Annotated in this window: 17 protein-coding genes; 9 read left to right on the forward strand and 8 right to left on the reverse strand. The window is 61.7% G+C overall.

Annotated features, from left to right (window positions below):
• The 5 genes from AC1Q6C_RS17795 to AC1Q6C_RS17815 all read right to left on the reverse strand — a co-directional run bounded on the left by AC1Q6C_RS17795 (position 1) and on the right by AC1Q6C_RS17815 (position 4,741).
• Complete coding sequence (locus tag AC1Q6C_RS17795) at positions 1 to 774, reverse strand: ABC transporter ATP-binding protein (RefSeq protein ID WP_230359620.1); 774 nt, start codon at positions 772 to 774, stop codon at positions 1 to 3.
• Complete coding sequence (locus AC1Q6C_RS17800) at positions 771 to 1,799, reverse strand: branched-chain amino acid ABC transporter permease (RefSeq protein WP_492666722.1); 1,029 nt, start codon at positions 1,797 to 1,799, stop codon at positions 771 to 773. The genes AC1Q6C_RS17795 and AC1Q6C_RS17800 overlap by 4 nt, the downstream gene beginning before the upstream one ends.
• The gene (locus AC1Q6C_RS17805; RefSeq protein ID WP_492666723.1) at positions 1,799 to 2,674 is read right to left on the reverse strand and encodes a branched-chain amino acid ABC transporter permease; all 876 of its coding nucleotides are present in this window, start codon (positions 2,672 to 2,674) and stop codon (positions 1,799 to 1,801) included. Before AC1Q6C_RS17805 ends, AC1Q6C_RS17800 begins: the two co-directional genes overlap by 1 nt.
• Positions 2,675 to 2,689: 15 nt before the next feature.
• Positions 2,690 to 3,874 (reverse strand): ABC transporter substrate-binding protein, encoded by a 1,185-nt coding sequence (locus AC1Q6C_RS17810; RefSeq protein WP_230359617.1) that lies wholly within the window; start codon positions 3,872 to 3,874, stop codon positions 2,690 to 2,692.
• 126 nt (positions 3,875 to 4,000) lie between these two features.
• Positions 4,001 to 4,741 carry a TetR/AcrR family transcriptional regulator gene (locus AC1Q6C_RS17815; protein WP_003941474.1) on the reverse strand — a complete coding sequence of 247 codons (741 nt, stop codon included), beginning with the start codon at positions 4,739 to 4,741 and terminating at the stop codon, positions 4,001 to 4,003.
• Between the two features lie 267 nt (positions 4,742 to 5,008).
• Here AC1Q6C_RS17815 and urtA point away from each other — a divergent pair, with 267 nt between their 5' ends.
• The 7 genes from urtA (at position 5,009) to AC1Q6C_RS17850 (ending at position 11,437) form a co-directional block, all read left to right on the forward strand.
• On the forward strand, positions 5,009 to 6,265 hold the full coding sequence (gene urtA, locus AC1Q6C_RS17820) for an urea ABC transporter substrate-binding protein (protein WP_007735391.1): 1,257 nt from the start codon (positions 5,009 to 5,011) through the stop codon (positions 6,263 to 6,265).
• Positions 6,266 to 6,319: 54 nt separating this feature from the next.
• Positions 6,320 to 7,204: an urea ABC transporter permease subunit UrtB gene (gene urtB, locus AC1Q6C_RS17825; RefSeq protein ID WP_003941514.1), complete on the forward strand. Its 885-nt coding sequence runs from the start codon at positions 6,320 to 6,322 to the stop codon at positions 7,202 to 7,204.
• Positions 7,201 to 8,307, forward strand: coding sequence for an urea ABC transporter permease subunit UrtC (gene urtC, locus AC1Q6C_RS17830; RefSeq protein ID WP_007735392.1), 1,107 nt, complete (start codon positions 7,201 to 7,203; stop codon positions 8,305 to 8,307). The genes urtB and urtC overlap by 4 nt, the downstream gene beginning before the upstream one ends.
• The gene (urtD, locus tag AC1Q6C_RS17835; protein ID WP_003941545.1) at positions 8,304 to 9,140 is read left to right on the forward strand and encodes an urea ABC transporter ATP-binding protein UrtD; all 837 of its coding nucleotides are present in this window, start codon (positions 8,304 to 8,306) and stop codon (positions 9,138 to 9,140) included. Before urtC ends, urtD begins: the two co-directional genes overlap by 4 nt.
• Positions 9,141 to 9,143: 3 nt before the next feature.
• Positions 9,144 to 9,836 (forward strand): urea ABC transporter ATP-binding subunit UrtE, encoded by a 693-nt coding sequence (urtE, locus tag AC1Q6C_RS17840; RefSeq protein WP_003941544.1) that lies wholly within the window; start codon positions 9,144 to 9,146, stop codon positions 9,834 to 9,836.
• A gap of 1 nt (position 9,837) precedes the next feature.
• A complete protein-coding gene (locus AC1Q6C_RS17845) occupies positions 9,838 to 10,527 on the forward strand; it encodes a GntR family transcriptional regulator (protein ID WP_042923309.1) in 690 nt (229 codons plus the stop codon).
• A 628-nt stretch (positions 10,528 to 11,155) separates the two neighbouring features.
• On the forward strand, positions 11,156 to 11,437 hold the full coding sequence (locus AC1Q6C_RS17850; RefSeq protein WP_143173038.1) for a hypothetical protein: 282 nt from the start codon (positions 11,156 to 11,158) through the stop codon (positions 11,435 to 11,437).
• A 565-nt stretch (positions 11,438 to 12,002) separates the two neighbouring features.
• Here AC1Q6C_RS17850 and AC1Q6C_RS17855 read toward each other — a convergent pair.
• Genes AC1Q6C_RS17855 through AC1Q6C_RS17865 form a run of 3 tightly spaced genes read right to left on the reverse strand, consistent with a single transcriptional unit; the run spans position 12,003 to position 13,876 of the window.
• Complete coding sequence (locus AC1Q6C_RS17855) at positions 12,003 to 12,611, reverse strand: signal peptidase I (RefSeq protein WP_054827776.1); 609 nt, start codon at positions 12,609 to 12,611, stop codon at positions 12,003 to 12,005.
• Between the two features lie 10 nt (positions 12,612 to 12,621).
• On the reverse strand, positions 12,622 to 13,239 hold the full coding sequence (locus AC1Q6C_RS17860) for a hypothetical protein (RefSeq protein WP_230359616.1): 618 nt from the start codon (positions 13,237 to 13,239) through the stop codon (positions 12,622 to 12,624).
• Positions 13,240 to 13,246: 7 nt separating this feature from the next.
• On the reverse strand, positions 13,247 to 13,876 hold the full coding sequence (locus AC1Q6C_RS17865; protein ID WP_007735401.1) for a SipW-dependent-type signal peptide-containing protein: 630 nt from the start codon (positions 13,874 to 13,876) through the stop codon (positions 13,247 to 13,249).
• A gap of 227 nt (positions 13,877 to 14,103) precedes the next feature.
• Between AC1Q6C_RS17865 and AC1Q6C_RS17870 the strand changes: the two genes are divergently transcribed.
• Together AC1Q6C_RS17870 and AC1Q6C_RS17875 are read left to right on the forward strand one after the other, a co-directional pair.
• A complete protein-coding gene (locus AC1Q6C_RS17870) occupies positions 14,104 to 15,093 on the forward strand; it encodes an LLM class flavin-dependent oxidoreductase (RefSeq protein WP_039973481.1) in 990 nt (329 codons plus the stop codon).
• A 9-nt stretch (positions 15,094 to 15,102) separates the two neighbouring features.
• A complete protein-coding gene (locus AC1Q6C_RS17875; RefSeq protein WP_492666724.1) occupies positions 15,103 to 16,356 on the forward strand; it encodes an MFS transporter in 1,254 nt (417 codons plus the stop codon).
• Positions 16,357 to 16,434: the final 78 nt, after the last annotated feature.

Genomic DNA, 16,434 nt, shown 5'->3' on the forward strand with positions numbered 1-16,434 from the left:
TCAGGCGCCTTCCTCGTATTCGGAACCGAAATAGACTTCTCGCATCGCGTCGCTGGCCAAGCACTCCTGCGGTGGTCCGTAGAACGCCACTGATCCGAAATTGAGCAGCACGATCTTGGTGGCGAGCGCCGCGATGAGATCGACGTTGTGATCGACCAGGACTACTCCCTTGCCCTGCGCGGCAATCGATCGCACGGCACCGGAGATGGCAGCGATGCCGTCGTGATCCGCACCGGCAAACGGTTCGTCCAACAGGAGGACTTCGGGTTCGGTCGCCATCGCCCGCGCCACCTCGACCAGACGCTGCGCGCCCAAACTGAGATCCCCGCAAGCACTCTCGACGTCGGTGACCGAGTATCGCGCAGCAATCTCCCGGGCCCGCTGTGCTGTCCGGTCCCAGTTCTCGAAAGGTCCTTTGATCGCCCACCACAGCGAGTGCAGCGGTGAGGTGATCTTGTGCCCGTACAGTCCCGGGATGATGTTGTCGACGGCGTCGAGTTCCGCCGCGAGCTGCGGATGTTGAAACGTGCGCGAGAGCCCTTGCCGTGCAAGGCGCTCCGACGGCCCGGTCAAGGGAGCACCGGCGAGCGCGACGGTTCCGGAGTCTGCTTGCTGTGTGCCGAAGATGCAGTCCACCAGTGTGGTCTTGCCTGCCCCGTTCGGGCCGACAAGGCCGATCACCTCTCCCGGTCCGACGCTGAACGAGACATCGTCGACAGCGCGGACGCCGCCGTAGGACTTGTGGAGCCCGCTCACTTCGAGTAGCCGAGTCATCGATTGCCACGCTCCTTGTACAGACGGTTCATTCGACCCAGAACGTTCTGACTCCACCCGATCACCCCACCAGGCGCGACGATGAGGATCACCAGGACGGCTCCGGCAAGCAGGAGTTCGCCACTTCCCTGGTACCCGGGCATGTTCAGCGTCACGATCACCACGATCAATGCACCGAGCGGAGCACCCCACGCCGAACTGCGACCGCCGATGATCGGCATGAAGATCGCAAGGAAAACAATACTGAGAGTGAAGGTTTCAGGAGTGACAGCTTGCACCGACACGGTGAACAGCGATCCGCCGGTCGACGCGATCGCGGCACCGATCGCCAGCGCCACAACGGTCAGGTGCGCAGGATTGACGCCGGAAGACCGTGCGACATTACGATTGTCGCGGGCAGCTTGCAACATCAGCCCCCACACCGATTTCCGAAGTCGATCGACAGTGACCGCGATCAGACACACGAACAAGATCGCGAACACGACCAATGCGTAGCGCGGTGGCTCCCAGCCGAACATCGTCACAGTCTCGACGCCCGAGATCCCGGCCGACCCGCCGGTGAAACTCGGCCCGTCGATCAACCAGTGCTCGAAAGCGATACCGAACAACAAGGTCACCGCGGCAAGGTAGAAGCCGGAGAGTTTCTGTGTTGCCAAGCTGAGGAGTACTGCAACCGCTGCAGCGGCGAGGGCGCCGAGAATCCATCCCCACCACATCGACAACCCGGTCCGAACCGAGATCAGCGCAACGGCATACGCGCCGATCGCCGCATACGCGCTGTACGCCATCGACAGTGATCCCGCGAGCACGAATGGCACGTACATGCCGAGTGCGATCAGCGAATACGTCGCAGCGAGGAACACCAGATCCTGCCGGTACAGACTCGGCCCCATCCACAGCAGCACGGCAGCAACCACGACCACGGTGATCAGCGCTTCTCGTGACAGGGCGAGCATCCTCGTCCGGGAACGGCCGGATGTAGTGGGCGGATTTGACGTCAGCGGACTGGTAGAAAGCGAGGCCATCAGACGCGAACCTTCCTCGAGAGCAAGCCTTCCGGACGGAAAGCGAAGAACACCAGGGCAATCAACAGAATCGCGGTTTGAGCAGCACTCGCACCGAAGTAGTACGGGGCGAATACCTGGACGACGCCCAACACCATTCCGCCGATCAGCGGAGCCCAACTCCGGCCGGTACCACCGATGACGAGTGCGATGAATGCCGTCAGCGTCGATGACAGACCGCTCGTGAACTGAACACCGGCCTTGGGAGCGAACAGAAGTCCGGCGACGGCGGCAATCACACCCGCGAGGGTGAACGCGATGAGGCGTACCCGATCCACCGGCAAGCCCAGGACGCGGGCGGCATCCGGACTGTCGCCGACGGCGCGTAGCAGACGGCCCGAGGTGGACCGGTTCAGCCACAGTCCGATACCGACGAAGATCACGGCAGTTCCGACGACGAGTACAACGGTCGAACTGTCGACGGTGGCACCGAGCACCGATATCGGATCGAAGTCGAAGATCTTCTGTCCGGGAAGTGGTGTTCGGCCGAAGACCGTGCCGGCGAGCTGCTGGATCCCGAACAGTACTGCGGTCACCGCCACCAACGCCGGTAGTTCCCCACGACCCGAGCGCTTCTGAACCTGTTTGACCACAAGCTTTTCCGTCAGAATCGATAACGCTACTGCCATCGCGATCCCCAGCGGCATGGCAATCCAGAGAGCGAGCCCGTAATTGATCGCGACCCAACTCGACGCCATGGCCGCAGCCATCGCGTACGGGCCCATCGCAAAGTTGAAGAAATCGGCGCCGACCACCACGAGATACATTCCGAGGGCTATCAGTGAGAAGAATGCACCGATCTCGATGGCTGCGAGCCACAGTTGTGCGTCTGTCATGTCAAGGCTCCTCGGTTATCCGCACGGGGGTTGGTAGGAATCCCACGGATGGGCCGGCTTGTTGTCCTCACCGAATTCGACGAGCACCAGTCCGCAGAGGCTGTCCGGAGCCAGGTGATCCTGCGAGGAGAACGACAGTGTCAATCCGTCCTGGCCGAAGCTGGCGGGAAGTGCCGAAACCTGTTGAAGAGCATCACGAACGGCCGTCCGATCTCGGTGGTCGCCGGCAATTTCGATTGCCTCGGCCAACATCATGACGGCGTCGTACGCCTGTGCGTCGTAGGCGGTCAGTTGATAATCAGGCCCCTTCACCGCCTGCACCTTGCGACGCAGTTCGGCGGTTCTCGGGTTGTTCTCACTGAGCGAGCCCATGTACACCATGCCGCTCAACGCCTTCGGGTCCGCCAAAGCCCAAGATGCGGGCTGGTTTCCGATGGAAGCGAGTGAGAAGCGTTGCGTCTGCGGGGTGACCTTCGACAAGGTGTTGTGCGCGAGGATTTCGAAGTGCCCGCCGATACTGGCGACCAGAATCGCGTCCGGTTCGGTTTCCGCGAGACGTGAGACCTGTGCGGTGATGTCCGCGGCATCGACCGGCGCCTTTTCGACGCCCGTCACTCTCGCGCACTTCTCGAGCGCCGGCCGCAGGGTCTTGATGATTCCGTCGATGGACGCACTCGCGTCACCGAGAATTCCCAGGGACTTGTACCCCATCTTCTCGAAAGCCCCGCAGTACACCTGGGCGTACTGCTTCAACGAGTTCGGAATCATGAACGAGTAGTCGTTGTCGGGCGCCGAGGCAAAGGCGTCGCTGAGAACGACCGGAGCTATCGCAGGAATCTTCGACTGCTGGAGAATCGACTTGGCCTGCAGCACCGACCCGCTGCCCGTGGCGAGGATGACCGCACTGGACCCGTGATCGACCAACTTCCGAATGATCGACGGGGTCTTGGTGGGACTGCTCTCGTCGTTCTCGACAACCAATTCGACTTGCTTACCGTTGATTCCGCCCGCCTGGTTGATCAGGTCGACGGTCATCCGCACCGTCTTGCCGGCGATCGTGCTGTACGACGCACCGGGCCCGGTGGAGTCCTCGTCCAAACCGATGACGATGGTGTCTTCGGGAATGACACCGGCAGATGCGCACGCGCTCGCCCCGAGGACCACTGCCGCGCAGACGGCGATCGCCTTTCCGAGTCTCACATCGAACTCCCGTCCAAACTGTGCTTGGTAAATCAAACAAGCGCTTGATTTACGAGTGTGGACAGAAGTATGCACTGGGTCACACTGATAGTCAAAATCCGAACTACACGCGCAGGAACTGCGGTGTTACGGCTTCTGCAGCTGCCGGATCGACGAGCTGAGTTCGCGAATGACGGACTTCAATTCGTCGACATCAGAGCGGAGTTCGGCAAGGTCCGAGTCGGGAGATTCGGTCTGCGCTTCCTTCTTCGCCGTGCGCCGCGCAATGCGTGCCACCGGCTCGCCGTCGACGGAACGTGCGGCAAAGCCGTCCAGGAAAACCGAAATCAGATTGCGCTGCAGATCTTCGGCCAATTCGGAAAGCTGCGGGCGATACTGCGCGACGGTGGACCAGACGGATTCACGCAGGAGACGGTGAAACTGTTCGGGATCGATGTCTTCCCGAAACTCCGCGTCGGCAATTCCGCGAGCGATAGCCGATCGCCAGTAGCTGTGTGCCTTCTGAACCAGGATGGTGATGGGCGCGTCCGCCGGTTGCGACGAAAGTATGGCTTCTCCCTGATAGACCTCCGTGGCATACGGGTGATCCACCGCCGAGGCAAAAGAGACCGACACCATCGTGGCCAGGCGATTTCGAGCCGAACCTTCCGGTTCGATCGAGTCCTCGTACCGGACGTTGAGATCTTCGAGGAACCGGACGACGATCTCGTTGGCTATCGCATCCTTGGAGTCGAAGTAGTGATAGAGGCTGCCGGAGAGGATCCCGACTTCGTCGGCGATGTCTCGCACCGTCGTCGCGGCGATTCCCCGCTCACTGAACAGCTTGGCCGCATGAGCGAGTATTTCGTCCCGTCGGGTCGAGCGCACGAGAAGATCCTTCCGACGTTCCGATCGTCAAGCGAGTGCTTGATCAATTTCTCGTCGATGCTAACACCGCACCCTCGCTGACCTGCGGTGTGAGGTCCTGGACACCCAATCGAAACACCGGACACACACTTGTCACCGACAGTCATTCCACCGCAACAACTTCCACCTACTCTGTGCACTCGACGAATACAGCGTTGTATACGCACTCCGGATACAGATCTGTCAGAGCCATTGTCTGCCAGAGCCATCGACACGAAAGGCCCGTACATGCGAACCTTCTCGAAGCGCACCCTTGCCGCGCCGGCCGCTCTCGCCGCGCTGGGCTTGGTTCTCACCGGCTGCGGAAGCAAGGCAACAGACACCGCATCGGGAGATTCGACGGCTACGTCGTGCGTCGACACCTCGGGGGACACGATCAAGGTCGGTTCCCTGAATTCACTCTCGGGCACCATGGCCATCAGTGAAGTGACGGTCCGCGACTCCATCTCGTTGGCGGTGCAGGAGATCAACGATTCCGGCGGTGTACTGGGTAAGAAGATCCAGATCGTCGCAGAGGACGGTGCGTCGGAGCCGACAGTGTTCGCCGAGAAGGCCGAGAAACTGATCAGCAGCGATTGCGTCGCAGCAGTTTTCGGTGGCTGGACCTCCTCGAGCCGCAAGGCCATGCTGCCCGTGTTCGAGGACAACAACTCTTTGCTCTACTACCCGGTCCAGTACGAGGGACTGGAAGATTCGAAGAACATCTTCTACACGGGCGCAACGACCAACCAGCAGATCATCCCGGCGCTGGATTACCTGAAGGAGAAGGGCGTCAAGTCGCTGTATCTGGTCGGCAGCGACTACGTGTTCCCGCAGACCGCCAACCGCATCATCAAGGCGTACGCGGCAGCGAACGGCATCGAGATCAAGGGCGAGGATTACACGCCTCTGGGTTCGACCGACTTCTCCACCATCGTGAACAAGGTCCGCACAGCCGACGCCGATGCCGTGTTCAACACACTCAACGGCGATTCCAACGTTGCGTTCTTCCGTGAATACTCGAATGTCGGCCTGAAGCCCGCCGACATGCCCGTCGTCTCCGTCTCCATTGCGGAGGAAGAGGTCGGTGGTATCGGAGTCCAGAACGTCGAAGGCCAGCTGACGGCGTGGAACTACTACCAGACCATCGACTCCCCCGAGAACAAGAAGTTCGTCGCGGCGTACAAGGCGAAGTTCGGCCAGGACAAGCCCACGTCCGATCCGATGGAAGCGGCATACACCTCCGTCTACCTCTGGAAGAACACCGTCGAGAAGGCCAACTCGTTTGCGGTCAAGGATATTCAGGACAACGCCGACGGTGTGACCTTCCAGGCGCCCGAAGGACTCGTCACCATCGACGGCGACAACCACCACATCACCAAGACTGCCCGGATCGGCGAAATCCGTTCCGACGGACTGATCTACACGGTCTGGGATTCGGGACAGCCGATCGAGCCGGATCCGTACCTGAAGAACTACCCCTGGGCTGAGGGGCTCGGTAGCTGATCGACAAAAGGCGGAATTGACGGAATCGACGAGTAGAGAGGTGGAGCGTCTGTCATGGATGTTGTGATCGGGCAGTTGTTCACGGGTTTGAGTATCGGATCGATTCTCCTGTTGGCAGCGTTGGGGTTGTCTCTCACGTTCGGGCAGATGGGTGTCATCAACATGGCACACGGCGAGTTCATCATGGCCGGCTCGTACACCGCATACGTAGTGCAGCAAGTGATCTCGAATGCAACGGGATCGTTGATCATTTCTCTGCTCGTCGGTTTCGTCGTCGGCGGACTGATGGGTGTTGTGCTCGAAGTGGTCCTGGTATCGCGGATGTACCACCGACCCCTCGACACCCTGTTGGTGACATTCGGCGTCGGATTGATCCTTCAGCAGTTGGCGCGCGACATCTTCGGCGCGCCGGCAGTCAATGTTTCGGCGCCGAGCTGGCTTTCGGGCGGGGTCGATATTTTCGGCGCCGTGGTGCCGAAAACCCGCATCTTCATTCTGGTGTTGGCGATCGCAGCGGTGATCGCACTTTCGGTCGCACTGAAGCAGTCGTCGATGGGTAGACGCATCCGGGCCGTCGTCCAGAATCGCGATCTGGCCGAGACGAGCGGAATCTCCTCTCGTCGTACGGACATCACGACCTTCTTCCTCGGTTCCGGGCTCGCCGGCGTCGCGGGTGTCGCGTTGACGCTCATCGGTTCCACCAGCCCGACCATCGGCCAGTCCTATCTGATCGACGCCTTCCTGGTTGTTGTCGTCGGCGGTCTCGGTCAGATGAAGGGAGCCGTGATCGCAGCCTTCGCCCTCGGCATCTTGAACTCGTTCATCGAGTACTCGACGACGGCGTCGATCGCGAAGGTGATCGTGTTCGTCATCATCGTCGTCTTCCTTCAAGTTCGGCCGCAGGGCCTGTTCGCAGTCAAGACGAGGAGCCTCGTATGAGCATCCTGAACAATTCCCGAATTCGGGTGTGGGGCGGTTTTGCACTTGCCGCGATCGTGCTGTTCGCCGTCGCTCCGGCTGTGCTCTCGGACTTCAGGCTGTCACTGTTGGCCAAATTCCTGTGCTTCGCCATAGTCGCTGTCGGTATCGGTTTGGCTTGGGGCAGAGGCGGAATGCTCACGCTCGGCCAGGGCGTCTTCTTCGGAATCGGCGCATACGTGATGGCGATGCACCTCAAGATCGCCGATGCAGAACTCAAGGGCGACGCGGTCCCGGACTTCATGTCCATCGCCGGCAAGACCGAACTGCCGGGATACTGGCAACCGTTCGCCTCGCCATTCGTGGCGATCTTCGCCATACTTTTCCTGCCGGCCGCTGTTGCCTTTCTCCTCGGACTCGGTGTGTTCAAGCGGAGAGTCAAGGGCGCGTACTTCGCGATCCTCTCGCAAGCACTCGCCGCGGCTTTCGCGATCCTCTTGATCGGCCAGCAGTCGATCGGTGGCAGCAACGGCCTCAACCGCTTTCGCACGTTCTTCGGTTTCAACCTCAACGATCCGGCGAACAAGCAGATGTTGTTCTTCATCGCCGCCGGAGTTCTTCTCGCATCGGTCGCTCTGATTCGCCAGCTGATGAACTCCCGATACGGCGAACTCCTCGTCGCCGTCCGCGATCAAGAGGAGCGCGTACGTTTCCTCGGATACGATCCGGCGAACATCAAACTGGTCGCCTACGTGACCGCGGCGTTCCTCGCCGGTATCGCCGGCGCGCTGTTCGTTCCGATCGTGGGCATCATTTCCCCCGCCGACGTCGGGATCGTCCCGTCCATCGCTTTCCTCATCGGGGTCGCGATCGGCGGCCGCGCAACGCTTCTCGGTCCGGTACTCGGTGCGATCGGCGTCGCATGGGCACAGTCGACATTCTCGGAGAAACTCCCTTCGGGATGGATCTACGCGCAAGGGCTGATGTTCATCGTCGTGGTCGGATTCTTCCCGGCAGGTGTGGCCGGATTGTTCGCCCTGATGCGCCACCGCAAGAAGCGTGAGACCCCGGCCGACCCACCGGTCAAGGTCTCCCAACCCGAACCAGTGGAGGTGTCGTCATGACCAACACAACCGCCACCAGCGAACCCACACCGGCACTGGGTGGCAACGCCGGAATGTCGTCCGAGTACCTCGAAGTACGAAATCTTTCGGTCAGCTTCGACGGTTTCAAGGCCGTCGACGGCGTCGACTTGACCCTCATGCAGGGCGACCTGAGGTTTCTCATCGGCCCGAACGGGGCTGGAAAGACAACGTTGGTCGACGCCATCACCGGACTCGTTCCCGCGACGGGTTCCATCACGAAGTCCGGCGAGCAACTGCTCGGCAAGAAGGTTCACAAGATCGCCCGCCTCGGCGTCGGGCGAACCTTCCAGACGGCAAGCGTCTTCGAAGAGCTCTCGGTGCTGCAGAATCTCGACATCGCGGCCGGAGCCGGCCGATCACCGTGGAACCTGCTCAGAAAACGCAAAGGTGTGCTTCCCGAGATCGAAGAGGCGCTGGAGACAACCGGGTTGGAGCACCTCAGGGACACCGCCGCAGGCATTCTGGCGCACGGACAGAAGCAGTGGCTCGAAATCGGAATGTTGTTGGTACAGAACTGTTCCGTGCTCCTGCTCGACGAGCCCGTCGCAGGCATGAGCCTCGAGGAGCGCGAGGAGACCGGGAACCTTCTGCGGCGCATCGGCGGTGCGCGAACCGTCGTCGTAGTCGAGCACGACATGGACTTCATGCGATCCTTCGCCACGTCCGTCACAGTGCTCGCCGCTGGGAAAGTGCTTGCCGAAGGAACTGTGGCGGAGGTCCAAGCCGACCCCAAGGTGCAAGAGGTCTACCTCGGCACAGCCGCTGCCGGAACCGATCTCGGCGCCGACACCGAACCGACCCCGGAGGACTGAATCATGCTCGAGCTCGTCGACATCCGCGCCGGCTACGGACGCACCGAAGTGATCCACGGCGTATCCCTGCTGGTTCCCAGCGACGGAGTTGCGGCAGTCATGGGTCACAACGGTGCGGGTAAAACCACCTTGCTGCGCGCCGCCGTCGGTCTGATCAAACCTACACGGGGAAAGGTACTTCTGAACGGTGAGGACATCACCGGTCTACGGCCGAGCGCCCGCGTCGCTCGCGGACTTGCCTACGTACCCCAGGGCCAGCAGTCGTTCGGACAACTGACAACTGCCGAGAATCTTCGGGTGGTCGCCGACGGGCGCAAACGCGGAAAGGCACTCATCGCAGAGGCATTGGATCTGTTTCCCGCACTCACCACGCTCCTCGACCGTCGCGCGGGACTTCTCTCCGGTGGGCAGCGACAACAGCTTGCCATCGCTCGCGCCCTGATCACCGAGCCCAAGATCCTCATCCTCGACGAACCGACCGAGGGCATTCAGCCCAACGTGGTCGCCGAAATCGAAAGAACAGTCATGGAACTCACCGAACGCGGCGATCTCGGTGTCCTCCTCGTCGAGCAGCACATCGGTTTCGCGCTCCAATCTGCTCAGCATTACAGCATTCTCGCGGCCGGACATGTGACCTCGACCGGTGAGGGCGGCACCACGTCCACCGAGGCGGTTCGTCGAGCGATGGCAATCTGACATGAGTGTGCGGCCGCCGCTGCGCGAACAGGTTTACCGGTCGATCCGAAACGATCTGATGTCGGGTCAGATCGCGCCATCCGAACGACTCGGCGAAGAACGGTTGGCTCATCTCTACGGTGTCTCGCGAACACCGGTGCGCGAAGCGCTCGCGAAGTTGGAATCCGACGGGCTGGTCGAGCGCGACGAACACGGCCTCTTTCCGTACCGACCGCACCTCGACGAGTTGGGTGGCCTCTACGAGCTGCGCATACTCCTCGAGGTACACGGACTTCGGCGGGTACTCGACGGTGAGGCCCCCGCTCATGATCGAGACGCGCTCGGTTCCGAACTCGACAAGTGGTACGCATTTCTCAAACAGATGCCGGTACCGGACGCCGGTTTCGTGACGCTCGACGAGGAGTTCCACATCGCGCTCCTCGCCTCGTCCGGAAACCATGCGTTGGTCGACGCCTTGCAGGCCGTCAACTCGAAGCTGCGCCCCGTGCGGATGTTCGACTACCTGACTCCCGACCGTATGAAGGCCACCGTGGAGGAACATATCGCCGTCGTCGAGCTGGTTCTGGACGGCAAGATTCCGCAAGCGCACGAGGCACTGGTGTCGCACATCGACATCTCTCGTGCGGTTGTCCTCGACCGTGCTCGTCAGGCCCTCTCGTTGGCCGCCATGGCCAATGCCGTGCGTAACTGATCAGCGTCGTGTCGCTGACTTCAGGGTGAAGACTTCGGTGACGTGGTCTCTCGTCAGGGGGATCCTGAGGTACTCCCCCGGTACGGTTGGCTTCGGGCCGAGTTCAGAACCGGGGACCGTACCCGTTGTGCCGTCCGAGCATTCGACTGCAACTTCGCTCGTGTAGTCCGCGTCAGGAGCAACCTCGCAGGAGAGCCCGGTATCCGTGGTGAAGGCGGAGATGCTCGAATCGGCAGGGCCGTGGATCGCTGTCCCGATTGGATCTGCCGGAGCCGGTGTGCTCGTAATTGGTGTGGCTGTCGTTGTCGGGGTGATTGCAGCCACACTGGTAGTTACAGCCGCGCTGGTCGTTGTGGCCTCAGGGGCAGATGTTTTGGTGGGTTCACCCGTCGTAGGTTCAGGAGTCGTAGGTTCAGGAGTCGTAGGTTCAGGAGTCGTCGTTGCCGTAGTCGGCGTGGTCGTCACGGGAACAGCTGTCGGTGTTGCCGGTGCTGTCTGTGTCGGCCCCGCGGCTCGAGCCAACTGTCCGCCGGCGGCAAGACTCAGCGGCGTCGCCGGGGGTGAAGAATCAAGTCCGCACTGAGCGGCCGACAGATTGACGGATATGTTCGTCGATCCCAGGATCACTGTGACCAGCCCTTCGCCCAAGACCGACAACGCGATGGTTACGGCCTCAACTGTGAAGCTCACTGAAACAGTGGAGGACGCGACAAAAGGCGCAGAACTGGACGCCACTCGGGTACTGGTGACCTTGATGTTCGAGAAGCGCGCTTCTACCCGCGCGAGCAGTGGGACATTCGCCATCACGAATGTTGCACTAGTCGGCGACGTCGACGTGGCCGAACCGTTTGCGCCCACTGCCGGGATGGCAACTGTGGCGCCGCCGACTTTCACGGTTCCCGTCGGCTGATCTGTAGCAGCAGAAGTACTCGCACAGCGGGCGTTTGTCTTGACGCTCGTGCTCGTGATGGCGTCCGCCGGTATCAACGTGATCCCCAGTACCGAAACCAGATTCAATTGCAAACCCAATGTAGATGTAGTTTCCGCGTCCGCATCCGACCCAGCCGCCCCACATGGGGACGATGCCGATGCTCCTACGAGATACGCGGCGCACTGAACGGCACTACCCGTGCGGCTGAGCGCGGGCAGCCCCAGCAGCACACCGGAATTGTCCGCCAACGAAACCGTCCCCGTGGCCTTGCCCGGTGCCAGCTGAGTTTGCACGGTCGGATGTTCAACCAGCGAACCGCCGAGATTTCCTCCGAGAGTTATCAATCCGCCGGTCGCTGTTCCTATGCCCGACGTCGATCTGCCGTACCCACTCGTCGTCCATGAACCGGTGGAAATCGGGCCGGTAACGTACTCGGAGTCTGTCCACGCCGCTTCTGTCTCTCCGAGGAGTGGGTGAGACGAGAAACCAGAGCCCAGAACAACCGCAACTGCCAATACGATGACTGAAAACAGGTGGCGACGCTTCATTGTCTACCGCCGTCTGGCGGTAGAAGAACCTGAATGGGTTCGGTTTTCGGGTCGGCCGAGTCGGCATCATCGTCGTCATCGGTATTGCGCGGCCAGAATACCGCGACCACCAAAGCGGCCATGGTCAGCGTGATCGCCCCCAGAACAAGAGGATTCGAGAAGTAGACGATCACCCGCGCCAATCCCGGAACGTGCCAGAGCACCTTTCGGACCGTGGTGACCTCGTATACCGCGGGATCAGCCGAAGCGTTGGCATCACCCTTGAGATCGAGAATCGTGATGCCGTTGTCCTGGGTACGAGCGGAGACGACCCGGTGGGTCACCGGCAGTTCGGACACTCCCCGATCGACGGTGACGACGTCGCCCACCTCGACGGAATCTGCCGGTACTTCCCGCACAACTGCCAGAGATCCGGTCGGAATGGTCGGCGACATCGATCCGGTCTTGAACATGATCAGTGTGATGTCGAAAACGAAGGCACAGATCACCAAAGCGATACAGATGACCCCACCGACTGCAAGAACCTGAAGGATGCAGTCCCCGATGATCGTGGGGACCGAACGCTTCTTCGTCCGGGCATGTGTTGCCCGGGCATGTGTTGGCATTGCAGCTCCTTCAGGGTGTTGCACTGAACTGCCAAGTGGGAGTTGCCGTTTTACCGGTCAGCGCCGAGTTGCTCCAATTAGCCGAGGTTGCGGGCAGCGAAATCTCGAAGCACAGCGCCACCGCGGCGCCCGGGGACGCTCCACCGGTGGGTAGCGCGATGGCCCCGACTGCGGAACCAGTTGAGAGCGACGGAAACACCGTCGCACTTCCCACCACGAATTGTGGTGTTCCCGTGGAGAAGGCCGACGCATCACAGGTCGTCGACTTGACCACCCGATACCGCAGCGCCGACGCCAGAGTGGAGTCGCCGGCAACCGTGGCCGCCTGCAGAGTGACGGATGCTGCCGGCGAGACCGGCACTGTTCGAAGAGATATCGGGCCGTACGAGAACGCACCGGGGCGAATCAGGAGCGCCGAGGGCGTGTACGTGAAAACGCCAGGGGCACTGGATGAATGCGACGACCATCCGCCGCCGACGTTCGACTCGATTCCGAATGTTCCGGTGCGAAACGATGCATCGCCCATCGTGCTGTCCACCCAACTGGCCGCCACGGTGGTTGCACCGATACCCAGGACGAGTCCCGAGGCCGCCAGTGCGTACACCTGACGCATTCGCCGTGTGACCACGCAGGCGTCAGGGGGTGGACTGGCCGGTGAACTGCCAGAGCAAGCGCCCGGTGTTCTTGCCCGACACGATCGAAGGGTCGACTCCGGCAGGCAGCGTGACCGCGAAGCACAGTTCCACCGGCACGCCCGTGCCTAGCAAGGTGACATCCGAACCCGAACCTGCCGTCAAGGCCACCGGACTGGCTGTCGTGCCTACCCATGCTGTTCCTGCTCCAATTCCCGCTGCCGTGCAGGTCGTGGAGGGGACACCTCGATACACCGAGTACCGCAGGGCGGGTTTGAGGTCGGTATCACCGCCCGTTGCACCGAGTAGTTGTACCGTCGCGCCGGAAGTGCTGGCCGTGGGACCGATCCGAAGCGCTACCGGCGCGTATACCGTCGTTCCGGGTGAGAGTGCGTCGAATCCCGTGCTGAATTGGAAGTGGCCGGCGGAAGCGTCCACTTGATACTCACCCCAGGTCGTCAGTCCGTCGAAGCTGCCCTGGAGATTCCAACTTCCCGTCTTGAACTGCGCGTCGCCGAAAACGTTGTCTGTCCACGCCGCCAAGGTGACAGCGGCGCCGATACCGAGGACAAGTCCTCCGGCAAGTAATGCACGTACTTTGCGCTTGTTTACAGCCTTCCGATCAGTGGCCATGCTGGTCTCGATTCACTTGGAATGCGAAAGAACCTCCGATTCGGGAAATCTAGCCCCCAATTTCATCCGAAATATCCGAAATGACCGAAATCGAGACAAGAACTTCACGCCTTGTCCGCCTCGCCACCATCCGTGGGCGCTGACCAGGCGGAAATAGGAAAGCCGGCCAGATGGTTGCACCTTCCAACGACGTTTGCGTTCTATTCGCTGAGAAAGGCACCACATTCATGGCCGTCCCACTTTCCATCCTCGATCTCGCCCACATCGGCGACAACGAAACCGCCAAAGACAGCTTCGACGCCAGCGTGACCTTGGCGCAGCGTGCCGAGGAGTGGGGTTACAAGCGAATCTGGTATGCCGAGCACCACAACATGGGTTCCATCGCGTCTTCGGCCACCAGCGTTCTGATCAGCCACGTCGCCGCGCACACCAGCAAAATCCGCCTCGGCGCCGGTGGAATCATGCTGCCCAACCACGCGCCGCTGACGATCGCCGAGCAGTTCGGCACCCTCGAGACTCTGCACCCGGGTCGCATCGATCTCGGTCTCGGTCGCGCGCCCGGTAGTGATCAGAAGACGATGCAGGCTTTGCGACGCGACCCGAGTTCTTCGGACAGCTTCCCGCAGGACGTACTCGAGCTTCAGGGCTACCTCGGCGACACTTCGCGCGTCCCCGGAATCAATGCCGTTCCCGGTAAGGGCACTCACGTTCCGCTCTACATTCTCGGATCGTCATTGTTCGGAGCCAAGCTCGCCGCGATGCTCGGCCTGCCGTATGCATTTGCCTCGCACTTCGCCCCCAACGCCCTGCGCGACGCCGTCGCGATCTATCGACGCGAGTTCAAGCCGTCGGAGCAGTTGGCGGAGCCGTACGTCATCGCGGGCGTCAACGTCATCGCCGCCGACACCCATGAGCAGGCTCAGCAGGACTTCCTCGCGGCCAAGCGTTCGCGCGTCAGCCTTCTTCTCGGACGCGGACGCAAGTTCACGGACGACGAAGCGGACATGCTGCTCGACTCCCCCGCGGGTCAGCAGGTTCTGCAGATGACCAAGTACAGCGCCATCGGCACGCCCACGGAGGTCCGCGCCTACCTCGACGAGTTCACCGAGCATGCACAGGCCGACGAGCTGATCACGGTGTCGACCGGCACCAACCGCGAGGCTTGGTTGCGCACGTTCGAACTCCTCGCCGACGTGAGCGATCTGGTACCCGCCTAAGCTGCCGGTATGGGCGATCCATCCCGTCGCGGGTTCATCTCGGTACTGGCAGTTCTACTTTCGACGGGTTGGGCCGCCAACCACTTTGCTGCGCTCATCCCGGTTCTCCGGGTGGACGAGGGCCTTTCGCATACCGTGCTCGACGGTGTTTTCGGTATCTACGCGCTCGGACTTCTACCCGGCCTGTTGACCGGTGGAGCACTGTCGGATCGCGTCGGCCGAGCTGTAGTCGTCCTGCCCGGAGCGCTCATAGCCTCGCTCGGAACCTTGATTCTTCTTCTCTGGCACGACGCGCCCGGGCTCATGGTCGGGCGCCTCGTTGTCGGTATCGGTGCCGGTCTGGCAATCGGCGCCGGTACCGCGTGGGCGGCTGACCTTCGCGGCAAGTCCGGAACCGTGATGGCGGGCGTAGTACTCACCTCGGGTTTCGCACTGGGACCACTGTTTTCGGGTCTGTTGGCACAATTTGTCGCCTTCCCACTCGCTACGCCCTTTGTCGTCTCGGCCTTCTTGTCGGTGGGTTCGGTTACCGCGGCAGCTGTGTGGAGTCGTACACCTGTTTCCGTAGAAGCCGCGACCATCACACCCGTCCCAGACGGCGCGGAGCGCTCCGTCGCAAATGCGCCAGACGGCGCGGAGCGCTCCGTCGCAAATGCGCCAGACGGCGCGGAGCGCTCCGTCGCAAATGCGCTGCTCTGGGCACTTCCGTTGGCGCCGTGGGTGTTCGCCAGCGCAACAGTCTCTTTCGTGACCATGACGGCCAGGCTCGGGGACCGCTACTCAGGTCCTCTCCTTCCGGGTTTCGCGGCGGCGCTGACTCTGGGTGCTGGAATCCTGGTTCAAACCGCTGCGCGCCATCGCAATTGGGGTCCTCAGGCCGGCACGGTCGGCGCCGCACTGGCGGCGCTCGGATACTGCCTGGTCGCCGTCGGCGGCGCGCACCCCGCGCTCGGGTTGTTCATCGTCTGCGCGCTCGTCCTCGGTACGGCCTACGGACTGTGTCTACGCGAGGGACTGCTCGACCTCGAGTCGCTGGCTCCCCCCGCCTCGCGGGGCGCCCTGACCGGGATCTTCTACGTCGGCACCTATCTCGGATTCGGACTGCCGGTGCTACTGGTTGTCATCGAACCCACGATGGGTCCGTCGCTGCCGTTGGTGATCCTCGCCGCTGTTGCCGCCGTCGTTGCCGTGGTCCGATTCCGTCGATTGCGGTCGACCCAGGCTTCCTCGTCACATCCGCGTCTCGAAGCCGCATCGGTCTGAACACCCGTTCGGACGGAGTTGGCGGTACTTGCAGTCGCAGCTACCCGGCGGTGTTAGCGTCGGAGGACCAGAAGGTCA

It is taken from the genome of Rhodococcus sp. MT28, assembly GCF_058792695.1.